The sequence below is a fragment of the Chitinophaga japonensis genome, assembly GCF_007830125.1.
Lineage (GTDB): Bacteria > Bacteroidota > Bacteroidia > Chitinophagales > Chitinophagaceae > Chitinophaga > Chitinophaga japonensis.
The window spans coordinates 1335310-1350367 of sequence record NZ_VLLG01000003.1; the positions used below are offsets into that span (position 1 = coordinate 1335310).

General features: G+C 53.6%; 15 protein-coding genes. 7 read left to right on the forward strand and 8 right to left on the reverse strand.

The genetic code is table 11. The annotated features are described in order from the left end of the window. The first annotated feature begins 14 nt into the window (after positions 1-14). Positions 15-2951, forward strand: coding sequence for a sensor histidine kinase (locus LX66_RS14480; RefSeq protein ID WP_145714709.1), 2937 nt, complete (start codon positions 15-17; stop codon positions 2949-2951). After that, positions 2948-3709, forward strand: coding sequence for a LytR/AlgR family response regulator transcription factor (locus LX66_RS14485; protein WP_145714710.1), 762 nt, complete (start codon positions 2948-2950; stop codon positions 3707-3709). The genes LX66_RS14480 and LX66_RS14485 overlap by 4 nt, the downstream gene beginning before the upstream one ends. Positions 3710-3799: 90 nt before the next feature. On the opposite strand, the gene LX66_RS14490 is transcribed toward LX66_RS14485, so the two are convergent. Continuing rightward, positions 3800-5347 (reverse strand): trypsin-like peptidase domain-containing protein, encoded by a 1548-nt coding sequence (locus LX66_RS14490; RefSeq protein ID WP_145714712.1) that lies wholly within the window; start codon positions 5345-5347, stop codon positions 3800-3802. A 262-nt stretch (positions 5348-5609) separates the two neighbouring features. Then, the gene (locus LX66_RS14495) at positions 5610-6605 is read right to left on the reverse strand and encodes an aldehyde dehydrogenase family protein (RefSeq protein ID WP_145714715.1); all 996 of its coding nucleotides are present in this window, start codon (positions 6603-6605) and stop codon (positions 5610-5612) included. Between the two features lie 145 nt (positions 6606-6750). Here LX66_RS14495 and LX66_RS14500 point away from each other — a divergent pair, with 145 nt between their 5' ends. Continuing rightward, positions 6751-7098 (forward strand): 4Fe-4S dicluster domain-containing protein, encoded by a 348-nt coding sequence (locus LX66_RS14500; protein ID WP_145714717.1) that lies wholly within the window; start codon positions 6751-6753, stop codon positions 7096-7098. Positions 7099-7114: 16 nt separating this feature from the next. Here LX66_RS14500 and LX66_RS14505 read toward each other — a convergent pair whose 3' ends face one another. Next, a complete protein-coding gene (locus LX66_RS14505) occupies positions 7115-7366 on the reverse strand; it encodes a hypothetical protein (protein ID WP_145714719.1) in 252 nt (83 codons plus the stop codon). Between LX66_RS14505 and LX66_RS14510 the strand changes: the two genes are divergently transcribed. The 4 genes from LX66_RS14510 to LX66_RS14525 are packed head-to-tail and all read left to right on the forward strand — an operon-like array spanning position 7358 to position 10032. Continuing rightward, positions 7358-7813 carry a nuclear transport factor 2 family protein gene (locus tag LX66_RS14510; protein ID WP_145714721.1) on the forward strand — a complete coding sequence of 152 codons (456 nt, stop codon included), beginning with the start codon at positions 7358-7360 and terminating at the stop codon, positions 7811-7813. The two genes, LX66_RS14505 and LX66_RS14510, sit on opposite strands and share 9 nt — an antisense overlap. A 43-nt stretch (positions 7814-7856) precedes the next feature. Next, positions 7857-8870: a D-alanine--D-alanine ligase gene (locus LX66_RS14515; protein ID WP_145714723.1), complete on the forward strand. Its 1014-nt coding sequence runs from the start codon at positions 7857-7859 to the stop codon at positions 8868-8870. Positions 8871-8884: 14 nt separating this feature from the next. Continuing rightward, positions 8885-9694, forward strand: coding sequence for a PASTA domain-containing protein (locus tag LX66_RS14520; protein WP_145714725.1), 810 nt, complete (start codon positions 8885-8887; stop codon positions 9692-9694). 29 nt (positions 9695-9723) lie between these two features. Continuing rightward, entirely contained in the window at positions 9724-10032 is a 309-nt protein-coding gene (locus LX66_RS14525) for a rhodanese-like domain-containing protein (RefSeq protein ID WP_145714727.1), read from the forward strand. Between the two features lie 78 nt (positions 10033-10110). On the opposite strand, the gene LX66_RS14530 is transcribed toward LX66_RS14525, so the two are convergent. The 5 genes from LX66_RS14530 to LX66_RS14550 form a co-directional block, all read right to left on the reverse strand. Next, positions 10111-10494 carry a RidA family protein gene (locus LX66_RS14530; RefSeq protein ID WP_145714729.1) on the reverse strand — a complete coding sequence of 128 codons (384 nt, stop codon included), beginning with the start codon at positions 10492-10494 and terminating at the stop codon, positions 10111-10113. A gap of 18 nt (positions 10495-10512) precedes the next feature. Then, complete coding sequence (locus tag LX66_RS14535) at positions 10513-11760, reverse strand: hypothetical protein (protein WP_145714731.1); 1248 nt, start codon at positions 11758-11760, stop codon at positions 10513-10515. 122 nt (positions 11761-11882) lie between these two features. After that, positions 11883-13076 carry a circularly permuted type 2 ATP-grasp protein gene (locus LX66_RS14540; RefSeq protein WP_145714733.1) on the reverse strand — a complete coding sequence of 398 codons (1194 nt, stop codon included), beginning with the start codon at positions 13074-13076 and terminating at the stop codon, positions 11883-11885. An 11-nt stretch (positions 13077-13087) separates the two neighbouring features. After that, positions 13088-13912 carry a type 1 glutamine amidotransferase gene (locus LX66_RS14545; RefSeq protein WP_145714735.1) on the reverse strand — a complete coding sequence of 275 codons (825 nt, stop codon included), beginning with the start codon at positions 13910-13912 and terminating at the stop codon, positions 13088-13090. A gap of 32 nt (positions 13913-13944) precedes the next feature. Beyond that, a complete protein-coding gene (locus tag LX66_RS14550; protein ID WP_145714736.1) occupies positions 13945-15045 on the reverse strand; it encodes a carboxylate-amine ligase in 1101 nt (366 codons plus the stop codon). Between the last annotated feature and the right edge of the window lie 13 nt (positions 15046-15058).

A 15058-nucleotide genomic window follows, 5' to 3' on the forward strand; every position in this document is an offset into this window, starting at 1 on the left:
GTCAATTAATAGAAATGCACCGAGCCTGCTATAAGCTGTTAGTGTTGCTGATGCTGTTGGGTGGCACAGGGGGAAAGGTCCTGGCCCAGGGGTTCATGATACGTAATTATAACGTAAAGGATGGCCTGGCCAATGCCACCGTGTATACTGCTGTGCAGGACAAGGACGGGTTTATCTGGTTTGCCACCCCGACCGGGGTCAGTAAATTTGACGGCAGACGGTTCCGTAATTACTCCAAAAAAGATGGACTGACCGATAATGATGTGATAAAGTTGGCCGCCGATTCCAGGGGGCGCCTCTGGTTCTTCACACTGAACGGCATGCCGTCGTATTACAGTAATTACGTGGTCCATTCGGAGAGCAACGATTCTACCCTGGAGTTTAACAGCCACGGGCATTACATGCAATACGCGTTTGAGAACGGCGCGCAGAATATCTTCTTCCTCAACACAAATAACCAGATGATTGGGTATGACGGGAGAAAGACCGGTTATGACAAACTGAGCGAAACCCACCCGGACATCTTTTTTTTCCTGCGCAACGATACCATTTACAAGCCGCTGCAGTCCGCATTTCACCTGCTTTCTTTCAAGGATATCGATAATCCGGACCAGAAAGTGTTTCCCGTTTCGCCTTACACCCTGGATGATGAGACCTTTGTGGCCCGTATTCGCGGCAACCCGGTTGTTATCATGCGGAACATGCTGTATTCCTATACGGTCAAGGATGCGATCTGCTTCTTTAACGGGAACGACTGGGGCATTAAGAATGAGATCACCGACGTTTGCATAGAGAACGATAACCTCTGGATAGGCACCCAGCGCGCCCTGTTCTTCATCAAGGATTTTTTCCGCGGTGGCAGGAACATAACCAAACTGCTGGACAACCATTACATTACCTCCCTGCTCAAGGACCGCGATGGTAACATATGGATCACCACTTTTGGAGACGGCGTGTACAACGTGCCTTTCAAGAATTTTTACTTCAATTACCTGGATAATACCAACGGCCTGTATTCCCACTCTATCTTCAGCGTGCTGCGCGACCGGAAGACGGGGATGCTGCTGGTGGGGCAGAATGCCGGCGTGCTCAACACCATGGATTCCAGCCGCCACATCCGGCGGCATAACGTGGACACCTCCAGCGGCCGCAACAGCATTTTCAGCATATTGCCATACCGGAATGATGAAGTGCTGCTGGGTGCGGACAACGGCCTGTTCACCTTCAACACGGTCAGGCAGCAGGTGAAGAAGCTGAAAGGCTTTGAGAACATGAAAGATGTGGATGTGGACCCCTCCGGTAAGGTAAGGGTGGCTACCAAGAACCAGGTGACCCTGCTGGACGGGTATACCGTGAGCCTGCAGGAACCGCTGATCACCTCCATTGCCAGCCGGGACGATACTTCCTACTACCTGGGAACCAATGACGGGCTGTACTACGGTGCGGACCAGACGAGGACCATCCACCCCGCCTTTGGCCAGGACGAGCGTCTGCGCCAGAGCATTAAGGACCTGAAATGGATCAACGGGTATTTGTGGGTAGGCACCAGCGACCAGGGCATTTACGTGATGCGCTCCAATAAGGTGCAAAAACACATTACTACAGCTAACAACCTGGCCAGCGATATCTGCCAGCAATTGTACTACGATGGCATCGGCCGCCTGTACGTGGCTACCAACCGGGGCATGTCCATTATTGACGTGAAGGAGATGACCGTTACGCGGAACATCACCTCCAATGATGGCCTGATGTCCGATGATATCCGGGGCGTATATTACCAGCAGGGCTGGCTGTATGTAGCCACCTCCAACGGCCTGTGCTATTTCCAGGATCATAACCTGCCGGTAGATACGGTGCCGCCTACCGTGTACATCAATGCCATCCGGTATGGCGACAGCACCTACCTGCCCAGCACCACCTTTGTGCACCTGTACAAGCGCAAGGCCTCCTTCGAGGTGGAATTTGGCGCCATTGCCTTTGACCTGCCGGACCTGGTAGAGTACCAGTACAATTTTGCCAGCGATACCTCCAGCGGGTGGACCACCACCATGAGCAATATCATTCCCTTTCCGGACCTGCAGCCGGGGGCCTACAAGCTGCTGTTGCGGGCGCGCAAGTTTAAAAGCGACTGGAGCCAGCCGGTGACCATTTCCATCAGCATACTGCCGCAATGGTACCAGCAATGGTGGGCCAGGGGCATTGTTATTTTGCTGGGGCTGCTGGGTATCCTGGCCATCCTGCGCTACATTGTACGGCGCATCAAGCAGGGGGAAAAGCGGAAAACGGAGTACAACCGCCGCATTGCGGAGCTGGAGGCCAAGGCGCTCACTAACCAGATGAACCCGCATTTCATTTTCAACTCCCTGAATTCCGTTCAGCACCTGATACTGGAAAAGGAGGAGAAGCAGGCGCTCAATTTCCTGGCGGACTTTGCCACCCTGATGCGGCAAATGCTGAATAATTCCCGTAAATCCCACATCTCCCTGGAGGAGGAAACCGCCTTCCTGACCCGTTACCTGGAGCTGGAGAAGATCCGGTTTGCCCATAGCTTTACCTACCATTTCAGCATGGAGGCAGAGCTGAAGGATTATACCATATATATCCCTCCCATGATCATACAACCGATTGTAGAGAATGCGATCAAGCACGGGCTGGCGCCCAAGAACAGCGCCGGGCACCTGGAGATAAAGCTGGAAATGGTGGACGACCTGCTGTATTGCTCCGTGGACGATGATGGTATTGGCTGGGAACACTCCAACAGCATCAAGACGGGGCGCCTGGTAAAGCACGAGTCCACTGCGCTGAGCGTTATCCGGGAGCGCTTGCAGATTATAAAATCTTTTAATGGAAGTGTTGGAAAGTTAGAAATAATTGATAAATTTAAGTCTGGGTTTGGCAACAAGGAAGGTACCCTGGTAGAAATTCTGATTCCCATTGTTAAGATGTTATGAGTATTATAAAAGCTGCGATTGTAGACGATGAAGTCCGCAACATCCATATTTTGCGAAATATTTTAGAGAATTACTGTAAGGATGTTACAGTGGTGGGGGAAGCACAGAATATACACGAGGCCGCAGAAATGATCAAGAACAACCCCATCGACGTATTGTTTCTGGACATTGAAATGCCCCCGCATAACGGCTTCCAGTTGCTGGAAATGTTTCCGGTGCTCAATTTCGAGGTGATCTTTATTACCGCCTTCCAGGAGTATGCCCTGCAGGCGATCAAATTTGCAGCGCTGGACTACCTGCTGAAACCCATCAAGGTGAGCGAGGTGGAAGATGCGCTGGAAAAGGTAAAGAAAAGCAAGAAAGGCCGGCTCAACGAACTGGCGTCCATCCTGAAGGACTATGTGAAGAACAATGACAACGCCTTCTCCAAGATCGTGATCCCCGTAAACGACGGATACAATGTGATAGACCTGAAGGACATTATTTACTGCGAAGCGTTTGACAGCTATACCAAGATACAGTTGATCAACAATGTATCGCACCTGATATCCAAATCCCTGAAGGAATACGAGGAAATGCTTTCCGATAAAGGATTTTACCGGGTGCACAAGTCATTCCTGATCAACATTCACCACATTGTGAAGATCATCAAGGGCCTGGGCACTGCCGTGGTAATGAGCGACCAGAAGAATATCCCGATCTCCTCCCGCAAGAAAGATGAATTCTTTGCCCAGTTGAAAGGAGTGATCAATCTCTAAGCCGTTATTAAAATAATACAGGTCATACCATAAAAAAAGCGAAGCTGTCAGCTTCGCTTTTTTTACTTGTGCTTTTATATATATCCTCCACTAAAATTCCTCGCTGCCTCCGTTCATGTCAATGTTGTAATAGTAGACGCCCCTGTAATCCGGGTAGATGCCTTCCAACTGTACCTTGCTTTGCTTCAGCAGTAGCTGCTTCAGTTGGTCTACGCTGGTGATGGTCTTCCCGCCCGCTTTCAGGATCACGAAGCCGGACTTCATGTTGGTCTGTTTTTTCAGCAGGCCGCTGCCTACATTGTTTACGTATACGCCTCCCTGTATGCCCAGGCGCGCTGCATCGCTTTTCTGCAGTGTTACCAGGTCCGCGCCCAGCTTATCCAGTATGCTTACTTTAATAATGTCGGTGGTGCCGTCCTCGTTCTTCAGCAGCACATTGTTCACTGTATATTCCCGGTCGCCGCGCATGTAGCTGATGCTGATCTTGTCGCCGGGTTTGTAACGGGCCAGTTGCTCCGTTAACTGCGGGATGGAAGGAGTGGCTACGCCGTTTATCCTGGTGATCACGTCGCCTTTATGGATGCCTGCCGCTGCGGCTGCACCGCTGGCCGGCACGCCCTGCACCACCACGCCGTCAATATCCCTGCGGATGCCGCGCTCGCGCAGCTCGTCGTCAGACAATCCCATGGGATCAATATAGTTGATGCCCAGGTAAGCCCGCTGCACGTTGCCGTATTTCATCAGGTCGTTCACTACTTTCTTTACCAGGTTTACCGGTATGGCGTAGGAGTAACCTGCGTAGGCGCCGGTGGGAGAGGCGATGGCGGAGTTAATGCCTATCAGCTCGCCGGCGGTGTTGATCAGGGCGCCGCCGCTGTTACCCTGGTTTACGGCCGCATCCGTTTGTATAAAGGATTCTATCGCAGAGCGGCTGTTCCGTTTGTTAATGCCGATGGTACGGGCCTTGGCGCTCACGATACCGGCGGTTACAGTGGTTTCCAGGTTCAGCGGGTAACCTACGGCCAGTACCCATTGTCCTACCTGCACATCATCGGAGTTACCATAGAGCAGGTAGGGCAGGTCATGCGCGTCGATCTTTATCACAGCCAGGTCGGTGTTCGGGTCCACGCCCACTACCCTGGCCTTGTAGTTCTTGTAGTTGTTGAGGGTCACGTTGATCTCGTCCGCCTGGTCTACCACGTGGTTGTTGGTCACGATATAACCGTCGTCGGAGATCAGTACGCCGGAACCGGAAGCCATCTGTCCCGGAATGTAATAACGGCGTCCGCCGCCTTCGCCCTGGAACTCATCGCCAAAGAAATCATCGCCGAAGAGGTCCTGCAGGATGCTTCTCCTGCGCTGCAGGTTGTTGGTCACCTGGCGGGGATTGATCTTTGTTTTAATATGCACGACACCGGGCAGCGCCATCTTGGCGGCCTGCTGAAAGTCCGTAGGAGGGGTAATGTTCTTTACCTCCGTGCCGGGCATGTAGCTCGCGTAATTCACAGGAATGTTCTCTGAACCGTTCTGATAGGGACCTGCCTGCCTGGGCTGAAAATATTTGCTGTAAACAAATATGCTCGCAAAGGCAGTTGCCGAACTAATAAGCACAGTTGCAGCTATTTGTCGAAATTTCATATAAAAAAAGTATTTAGAGTTAATTAGACTAGAAGTTTGATATCCATGCATCGTCACAGGTACATCATCAATTTACATGCCTTTGATACAAATTTAAGCCTCCTGTTTAATCAATGGGGTTGGGGCCTGTTCACTTTAACAGTTTTTTATATGAAATTTAAATGATTAGTTAAGAGATATGCCTGACAGCGTTTTCTAACCTGCCAGGTCTGCACCCTTCCCTGTCAGAATAACAATCAAACCGCCAGAATGTTAGTCGGCCCTACAGGCTGCCCAGGAACTGCATGGTATCCACACCGTCCGCATAATCCGTGAGCGAAGGTTGCTGGGCCTGGCCGAAGGGCGTAAACCCTTTGCCCACCAGGCATTGCAGCTCTTCATGGGCCAGCAGCTCCGCAGCGGCGATAGCAGCATCCTGGTAGTAGCCGTAGTGCAGCACGCTGATGGGGGAGAAGAGGGAGTCCGCCTCCTGCAGCAATATGCTGCCATTGGTCAGGTGCGGGCTGCTGTTCAGCAGCAGCAGGGCCAGGTTATAGTCATAATTGTTCCTGTACTTGTGGTGCTCCATCAGGTGCGCGTACTTTTCCAGCGCCTGCAGCAAAGGCGCAAAGTCATAACCGGCCGGCACCAATACTTTGGTCACATTGCGGCAGCCCAGTCCGAAATACAGCATGATATCGTCCGCCAGCGCAGCCAGCTCCTCCGGTGTTTCCTCCCCGGTAAGCAGTGCGGCCGAGGTACGGTTGCGGCGGATGATGTGCGGGAAGCGTGAAAAATAATACTCAAAGTAACGTGCGGAGTTATTGCTGCCCGTAGCAATATAGGCATCACAGTCCTTCAGCATTTCGCTGGGCAGGGTTTGCTGCGCCAGCTCAGGGTACCATTCGCCCATCCTGGTGATGATATGTTCCATCAGCACGGTGTCCTTGGAGGACAGCTTCAGCTTTACCCGGTGCCCGCTTACAAAACCGCAGAGCCAGTCATGAAAGCTTACCAGCGGTATATTACCGGCTGCTACAATGCCCACGGTGCGGGGCGTCTGCGCGCCGGCGGCAGGATAGGCGGCCAGCCAGTTGTGCAGCAGCGTTTCGTCCAGGTAATACCGGCAGATGTTCCGGATGGCGGTATCCACGGAGTCCGGGGTAAACCAGCCGTTGGTAATATACGCCTGTTGTTTGGCCGTTTGCAGCGTATCATCATCACTGGCGAGGTATTTGCGCAAACGTACCAGGGCCGCTACTTTGTCTGTGTTATTCATGAAACCGTAAGAAATGTTTAAACTTTAACCGGGAAACGCCCGGCGTTCCATCCGGCCTTTGACAAAAATCAAAAATATTCCGGATGAAATTCTATTTTTGTTGAACAAAATTAATGGCTTACCACTTAAACAAAAAGTTTATACTATGGCAATTAAGATAACCGATGAATGTATTAATTGTGGCGCCTGCGAGCCGGAGTGCCCCAACAATGCCATTTATGAAGGAGGCGTGGAATGGCGGATCGCGGACGGTACTACGGTGAAGGGTTCCTATACGATGATGGACGGTTCTTCTATGGACGCAGACCAGGCGAATGCGCCGATCAGCGTTGATACTTACTATATAGTTCCCAATAAATGTACGGAATGCCAGGGATTCCATGAAGAGCCCCAGTGCGCCGCTGTATGCCCGGTAGACTGCTGTGTGCCGGACGAAATGTACCAGGAGACGGTAGACGAGCTCCTGGCAAAGAAAGAAAGATTGCATATTTAACAACCTGATAGGAAGCTTAAATTAAAAAAGGAGAAGGGAGGAGGGAAAAAGGAAAAGGGATTGCCTGGCGCCCTTCTCCTTTTTCCCTTCTCCCTTTTCCCTTCTCCCTTTTCCCTTCTCCCTTCTCCCTTTTCCCCTTCTCCCTTTTCCCTTTTCCCTTCTCCCTTCTCCCTTCTCCCTTTTCCCTTCTCCCTTTTCCCTTCTCCCTTCTCCCTTTTCCCCTTCTCCCTTTTCCCCTTTTTCGTTTATATTCGCCGGGATGATGCAACGATCTTTTTTGTTTCTATTGGTGCTGCTGCCCGCTGTATGGGCCTGCAATACACCCGTTACTCCGGACCGGGAAGATGCCCGTCAGGCCGTGCTCAGGGCCGATACCGCTTTTTCAGGCCTGTCGCAGGCAAAAGGTTTCCGTTATGCGTTCCTGGCTTATGCAGACAGTACGACTGTACTGCTGCGGGACCATCATTACCCCATTATAGGCCGCGAAGCCCTGCAGTTCATAGAGCATATGAACGACAGCGGGGTGACGCTTACGTGGGAGCCCTCCTTTGCCGCCGTAGCCGCCTCCGCAGACCTGGGCTACACCTATGGCACCTATACTTTTGCCGCCCGGGACACTACCATCCGGGGCACCTACGTTACTATCTGGAAAAAGGACGGCGCGGGCAACTGGCGGTTCGTGTTGGATACGGGCAACGAAGGTTTGGGGAAATAAGGGTTTTTTCTTTTATCTTTACCCGCTTATAGGAAAATAACTTATGTACAAGCAGCAGATCGCTTTGGTGGCCGGCGGATACTCCGGCGAATATGTGATATCCGTTCAGAGTGCCGCCGTGATAGAAAAGCACTTGGACAGTTCCCGCTACGATGTGTACAAGATCGTGATCACCAGGGAGGGCTGGACCCATACCGGTGCAGACGGCGTTCCGGTGGAGGTGGACAAGAACGATTTTTCCCTGACCATCAACGGGAAAAAGATCCGCTTTGACGCGGTGTTCATCGGTATCCATGGCACGCCCGGAGAGGACGGCCGCCTGCAGGGATACTTTGAAATGCTGGACATCCCGTATACCAGTTGCGGTATGGTGACTTCTGCGCTGACCTTTAATAAAAGCTATTGCAACAAGATAGTGGCGGCCCTGGACGTGGTGAACGTATCCCGGTCTGTGCACGTGTTCAAAACACAGCCATATGATGTGGGCGCGCTGCTGCAGCAACTGCGCCTGCCGGTGTTCGTTAAGCCGGCGGAAGGGGGCAGCAGCATCGGCATGTCCAAGGTGAACCAGCCGGAGGAGCTGCAGCCGGCTATTGACAAGGCTTTCAGGGAAGATAGCCAGGTGCTGATAGAGGAGTTCATCAAAGGCCGGGAGCTGACCTGCGGCCTGTATAAAGTGAATGGCGCCATTACCGTGCTGCCAATTACGGAAGTGGTGAGCAGCAAAGAGTTTTTTGACTACGAGGCCAAGTACACCCCCGGCGTTTCGCAGGAAATTACGCCGGCGCCGGTACCGGACGAGATCACGCAACGGGTGCAGGAAACCGCCGCTACCCTGTATGACAAGCTGAATTGCAAGGGGCTGGCGCGCATTGACTTCATCTGGGAGGAAGCCAGCGGCAAACTGTTCTTCCTGGAGGTGAATACCATGCCCGGCCAGTCCGAGAACAGCCTGGTGCCGCAGCAGATCCGGGCCTCCGGCCGCACGCAGCAGGAAGTTTACGGCATGCTAATTGAAGAGTGCATCCGGCAAAAAGCCGAAAGCGCTCATAAATAAAAAATAATAAAATCGTGTTCGAATTCATTACCAGACGCTCTTTTAAATTTAACCTGTTAGTAGCCATTGGACTAATGATGGTATTGGGCATCCTGTTCTTTGCATTGCTGGGGGTGATCACCCACCACAATGAAACGCTGAAGGTGCCCGATGTGCGCCGCAAGAATGTAAACGAAGCGATCATGCTGCTGGAGAAAGCCGGTTTTGAAGCAGACGTGCGGGACTCCATCTACCTGGACAGCCTGAAGGCCCTCACCGTATGGGAGCAGCAGCCGGAAGCGGGGGCAGATGTGAAAGTAGGACGCACCATTTATCTTACTATCAATAAGGTGGTGCCTCCCATGGTGGCTATGCCCGACCTGGAAGGCCTTACCTACCGCAGCGCGGAAATGACCCTGCGCAGCCGCCGCCTGAATGTGGGCGACACCATTTACCGGCCGGACTTTGCCACCAACACCGTGCTGCAGCAGTTGCTGGGCGGCAAAACCATCCAGCCCGGTAAAATGATACCGGAAGGCAGCAACATTACCCTGGTGCTGAGCAGCGGCACCGGCAACGTGGAAAATCCCGTACCGGACCTGGTGGGACTTACTTTCCTGGAAGCCCGGGAAACCCTCAATGCCAGCAACCTGAACCTGGGCACCGTACTGATAGACGCCGGCGTGACCGATACCGCCAACGCTTTTGTGACCAAGCAGATACCAGCCCTCCGCAACAGCCTGGGCGAGCCTAACAAGGTGCGCGCCGGGGAAAGCATGGACCTTTGGCTGGGACCTGTAAGACCGGTAAGGGATACCATCTTCCCGGATACCAGTCATGAATAATTTGATAAATTCGATAAAAAATAATCACCATGGAAAATATAACACCTGAAGAACTGAAGCAGCGTATGGATAAAGGAGAAGAGCTGCATATCGTGGATGTGCGCGAGCCTCAAGAGCACGAGGAGTTCAATATCGGGGGCGTGCTGGTGCCGCTCGGCGATATCAGGGCCATGCAGGTAGATGAGTTGGAAGACCTGAAAGACAAGGAAGTGATCGTGTACTGCCGCAGCGGCAACCGCAGCGGACAGGCCGCCATGATCCTGGAGACCATGGGATTTCAAAATGTTAAGAACCTTACCGGCGGCATGCTGGCGTGGCAGGAGAAAATCGGAGGATAGATGTAGGAAGTATGAAGTAGGGTAGGGGACTGAAAATGCTGGCCTTCATCTTACCTCTTACTTCCTATCTCTTACCTCCTACTTCGTATAAGCCGTTGCCTCAATCTCCACCATAAACCGGGGATCTATCAGGCGGCTCACTTCCACCATAGTGGTGGCCGGCTTAATGCTGGCAAAGAATTCCCCGTGCGCCCGGCCTATTTCCTCCCATTTCGAAATATCCGTTACAAACATGCGGGTGCGCACTACATCATGCAGGCTGGCGCCGGCTGCCTGCAGTACGGCCTCTATGCGGGCCAGTATATGCTTCGTTTGCGCGTAGGCGTCGCCTTCCCCTTTTACCTTGTCACCGTCGGCGGCTACCGTGCCGGATACCTCTATTACGTTGCCGGTCCGTACGGCCCGGGAGTAGCCCACTTTATTCTCCCAGGGCGCGCCGGAAGAGAAATTTGTACGTTCCATATCGTTATGCGTTTACTGTTATTTTGATTTTGACTTATCCGGCGTGGTGGTGGTCTGCGGCCCGGTGGCCCTCACCTGCACGATCTTGTTGAGCAGGTCGAACCAGAAAGGCGCGCCCAGCGACAGCGCCATGGCCGTGATCAGCCAGCCTGCAAATACCAGCCAGCCGTTCTGCTGGTAGGGATGTGTGTAACAGCCCACCTTGCGTTGGGCCGTAGTACGCATGGCCTGCCGGTACTTTTCCTGTTCTGCCGGTGACAGCAGCTTGCCTGCAGCCGCATCCATCCTTGCCCTGATGCGGATAAAGGTGGTATCCGTCGTGTCCCGGCAATGCCCGCGGCTGATGCCCAGTATGTTCTGCACATCGGCGGCGTCGGCGGAGAGGCTGTGATAGATGCTGTCCAGTGCGGCATCTTCCAGCGTTACCTGGTTCACGGTATCTGCGCGTATAATAGTAGTGTCGCCCAGGTCAATGGTATCATAGCGGATCACCTCGCTGCGTTTCAGCTCGTCCTTGTACTGCCCGTAGGCTTCGTAACGCTTGGTGGCCAGGGCCACCAGTTGCTCCCGGGCCTTTTTATCCTTCGCCAGTATCCGGGTAATGGCGATGGCATCCACGTTGAACTGCCAGGCGATGAGAAAGCCGATGAAGATGAGCAGCACTTGTGTTTGCTTGCGATACCAGCCGCTGGTGCTGGCCATTACTTCATCAAACCATTGTTCTATTTTAATGCGGAACTGCTGTGCGTCCCGTTTGGCGTCTTCCAGCAGGTTCATGAGGTGCACCCGGGTTTCCGGCCCCAGTTGCAACTGTTCCTGCTCCAGGTGCTCTTTCACAAGCTGTGCCTCATCATGCCGGGTGCTGTCATAGGCCGGTCCCCGCAGCAGGTGCATCAGGGTTTGGGAGAACAGCTTCGGGCTGATGTAGGAAGGACGGCTGGAGGCCCGGTTTTCCCGCAGGGACCTGATACCGGGATGCTGGTAGAACCGTTTTAGGAACGGGCTGTTGAAGAAGGGCAGGAAGAAATAGATAATCCCCCATACCTGTTCGTAGAACCAGGTAAAGAAGGTGAACTGTCCCAGGTAACCCAGCCGGTCCTTGCGCCGGTCATTGTCAAGAATGTGCCGCAGCGCCTTGGTGAGCAGGCGCGCGCGGAGGTTAAATACCCGGGCGATCAGCTCCTGTACGATAGAGGCCAGCAGACTGTATAGCAGGAATATGAAGATCAGGCTGATGGCCACATCCAGGGCAGTGTTTCCAAACATAAGGGTATACAGGATTTATGTTAAGGTAGTAATAATAGCTGAAAGCATAAAGCTAAAAGCATAAAGCTAGCTGGCGGGTAGATCTTCGCAACAATCAGCTTTATGCTGTTAGCTTTATGCTTTCAGCGTTCAAAAAAACAGCAGCTACCACCTACCCAGGTATCGCGGTTGTTATTGCTTACGCCTATCAGTTGCCCTTTGCTGATGCGGGCCAGGTTATGCACCAGCAGGGGGCGCGGGCTGCCGTCCGCCCAGATGTACATCATGCGTATTTCGCAGTGGGCGGGGCCGCTGGGGGTATAGATCACCGGTGCATACTGCACCTTGTGCTGCAGTATCCAGTTTTCGGGGTCTTTGAGGCGGTCTATATCCGCCGCCGTTACATCAATGATCACGCCCTGCCCGGCATAGGAGAACAGGGGCTTCAGCACGTAGTGCTCCAGGTCCTGCGGTATCACCGGCAGGGTGTGCAGGTACCAGCTTTTGGGGGCGAAGCTGCTGTGCACCATCGGCAGCATGTATTTGCTGATACGGTAATACCAGTTGGGATGCGTGATCCATTCCACATCCAGGTCCTGGAAAAGATCGGGATATGCTCCCGGCAGGGCGTGCTGCTTTACCAGGTCGTCAAAGATAACGCGGTTATATATACGCCTGATCCTGGTTTGCTGTCCTTCGTGCCGGTAATAAAGTTGCGCGCCTTCCTGGGCCAGTTCCGTGATGCATACCGGTGCAATGCCCAGCCGTTTTTGTGTGCAGTAAAAGTCTACCCGGGTTTTCTGCTGGTGCGGGGCTACTTCCAGCAATACCACTTCCCGGGGATCATGGTTGCCGATGATCAGCTCCTGCAGCAGAGAAAAGTAGCTGTCGCCATCCAGCCCGTTAAAGAAATTATCTACGGTGGGGGGAATATCGAAATGCGTGCGGTACTGCCGCGCCATCAGCTCCTGGAAGGCAAACAGGGAGGGAAAGCCCTGCAGCTCTATCAACTGGGGCGCCAGCTCGCCGTTCTCCTGCCGGCATACGGCAAAGTCGATGATCAGGAAATGGGGATGGTCGTTCTCTCCCGGCACTTTCAGCGCAGGGGGGATCGCATCCTGCGTCAGTGTTTTGAAGTCGGGCTGCAGGATCACCTCCACGATCTCCTCGCAGGCCTGCACCAGCTTGCTGGTGAGCGCGGCGGGCACAAATACCGGCGTTTCCGCTACGCGGAAGGCGGGCGCTTCGCCGGCTTCCCTGGCCAGGCTGTCCAGGAAGGCCTGGTATTTACCGTTGGTGAAGCGCTCATTATAAAGAGTACGCAGTGCGGGAACCATAGTTATTGTGTTTAGCTGCCGAATATCACATCATCCAGGAATGTAGGGATGAACTGCTGGTGCGTCAGCATGATCTTTTCCGGGTCTGCAAGCTGCTCCAGTATGCTGGTATATTTCTCTTCCCCGTAGCGGGAGATCACATGGTGTTTCTTTTCTTCCTGCTGCAGGTATTTGTGCATGCCGGCGGCATCGGCTTCGGGGTGGAACTGGGCGCCCAGGAAATGCTCGTTGAAGCGTATAGCCATCACCGCTCTTTCCAGCGGCACATGCGGACGTTCTTTTTCAATGGCCAGCACCTCCGCCCCCAGCGCTTCCAGCCTTTCGGGCTGCGGCGCTATTACTTGCCACTGGCGGCTGTCCACGATATAGAAGGGGTCCGGCAGGTACCGGAAAGTGTCCTCTGCCTGCCCTTCCCCGGTTCGGTGCACGGGGAAAACGCCAAATGCCGGCGATTTCCGCTCACATACGGTGCCCAGCCCGAAGTAACGGCACATTAACTGGAAAGAGTGGCAGATGAAAAGCATGGGCTTTTTCGCAGCCTCCCTTTCGTTCCATTCCAGCAGGGCCTGCACAAAGCCGAAGTAGGCTTCCTCCCACCGGCTGCCCTCGCTTTCCAGCGGGCTGCCTGGTCCGCCGGTGGACAGGTAGATGTCGTAAGAAAGGTCCGGTACCAGTTGCTGCTGCCGCACTTCGTACTCCTGTACTTCCAGTTGCAGCCCGTGGGCAGCGCCATAGTTCCGCAGTATTTCCCGGATGCAGCGCATGCCTTCGTTGGGCACCCCCTCGTACATGTCCAGCACCGCTACTTTCCAGTGTTGCTTTATTGCCTGCTTCATGGTGCAAAGGTAAGAAATATGAATTTTCTGCATCATGTATCCAGCAGGAACTGCGACTGAATAAAGTCGGTTACGGCTACGAGGTCGCGGGTCTCTTCGTAAATGCGGAGCTGCTTGTCCGCCCCGGTGCCTTCGTCCAGCATGCGGGCGGCGTGATCAATAAAAGGGCGGGAGCCCAGGTCGTCTACCACATCATCCACGAAGTCCAGCAGCTCACGGATCAATGCGCGGGTGTTCACCTCGGTTTCCTTGCCGAAATCTATCAGCAGCCCGTCAATGCCATAGCGGGAAGCCCGCCATTTGTTTTCATTGACGAGGGCGCGGTTATAGATGATGAAGTTCAGGTTCTGTGCCCGCAGCTTGTATATTTTGGCGCATACGGCCTGGAAAAGTGCGGCCAGCGCAGCCGTTTCATCAACGGTGAGGGGCACGTCGCAGATGCGGAACTCTACGGTGTTAAAGAAGGGATGCACCCGCAGGTCCCACCAGATCTTCTTGGCATTGTCTATACAGTTGGTCTTGATCAGCAGGTTGATGTAATTGTCGTATTCTTCGATGCTTCCAAAGTAGTCCGGTATGCCGGTGCGTGGAAATTTGTCGAACACCTTGGTGCGGAACGATTTGAAGCCGGTATTGCGGCCTTCCCAGAAAGGGGAGTTGGTGCTGAGGGCAAAGATATGGGGCAGGAAATACCGCACGGAATTGGCAATGTGCAGGGCCATATTGCGGTTCTCCATGCCTACATGCACATGCAGGCCGAAGATGAGGTTGGAGCGGGCGGCGTCCTGCATTTCATTCACGATCTCAAAATAGCGCGGATGGTCCGTAATGAGCTGCAGCTCCCATTTGGAAAACGGGTGGGTGCCGGAAGCGCCGATGCTGTATCCCAGTTCCCCCGCTATTGCTGCAATGGTGCGCCGCAGCAGGGCTACGTCCGCGCGGGCTTCCTCCACGTTGGCGCATACCTGTGTGCCTACTTCCACTACGGCCTGGTGAAATTCGGCCTTTACCTTGTCGTGCATCACTTTATGCGCCTGTTCAACGATCTTTTGCTCATGCGAGCGCAGCTCCCGGGTCTGGGGGTCTATCACCATGTACTCTTCTTCTATACCCACCGTAAAATGCTGGAACATACCGATCAATTAA

What these genes read in the sequence shown, in the direction of transcription:
- LX66_RS14480 (WP_145714709.1), top strand. Translation starts at nt 15, where the DNA reads ATGCACCGAGCCTGCTATAAGCTGTTAGTGTTGCTGATGCTGTTGGGT.
- LX66_RS14485 (WP_145714710.1), top strand. Translation starts at nt 2,948, where the DNA reads ATGAGTATTATAAAAGCTGCGATTGTAGACGATGAAGTCCGCAACATC.
- LX66_RS14490 (WP_145714712.1), bottom strand. Translation starts at nt 5,347, where the DNA reads ATGAAATTTCGACAAATAGCTGCAACTGTGCTTATTAGTTCGGCAACT.
- LX66_RS14495 (WP_145714715.1), bottom strand. Translation starts at nt 6,605, where the DNA reads ATGAATAACACAGACAAAGTAGCGGCCCTGGTACGTTTGCGCAAATAC.
- LX66_RS14500 (WP_145714717.1), top strand. Translation starts at nt 6,751, where the DNA reads ATGGCAATTAAGATAACCGATGAATGTATTAATTGTGGCGCCTGCGAG.
- LX66_RS14510 (WP_145714721.1), top strand. Translation starts at nt 7,358, where the DNA reads ATGATGCAACGATCTTTTTTGTTTCTATTGGTGCTGCTGCCCGCTGTA.
- LX66_RS14515 (WP_145714723.1), top strand. Translation starts at nt 7,857, where the DNA reads ATGTACAAGCAGCAGATCGCTTTGGTGGCCGGCGGATACTCCGGCGAA.
- LX66_RS14525 (WP_145714727.1), top strand. Translation starts at nt 9,724, where the DNA reads ATGGAAAATATAACACCTGAAGAACTGAAGCAGCGTATGGATAAAGGA.
- LX66_RS14530 (WP_145714729.1), bottom strand. Translation starts at nt 10,494, where the DNA reads ATGGAACGTACAAATTTCTCTTCCGGCGCGCCCTGGGAGAATAAAGTG.
- LX66_RS14535 (WP_145714731.1), bottom strand. Translation starts at nt 11,760, where the DNA reads ATGTTTGGAAACACTGCCCTGGATGTGGCCATCAGCCTGATCTTCATA.
- LX66_RS14540 (WP_145714733.1), bottom strand. Translation starts at nt 13,076, where the DNA reads ATGGTTCCCGCACTGCGTACTCTTTATAATGAGCGCTTCACCAACGGT.
- LX66_RS14545 (WP_145714735.1), bottom strand. Translation starts at nt 13,912, where the DNA reads ATGAAGCAGGCAATAAAGCAACACTGGAAAGTAGCGGTGCTGGACATG.
- LX66_RS14550 (WP_145714736.1), bottom strand. Translation starts at nt 15,045, where the DNA reads ATGTTCCAGCATTTTACGGTGGGTATAGAAGAAGAGTACATGGTGATA.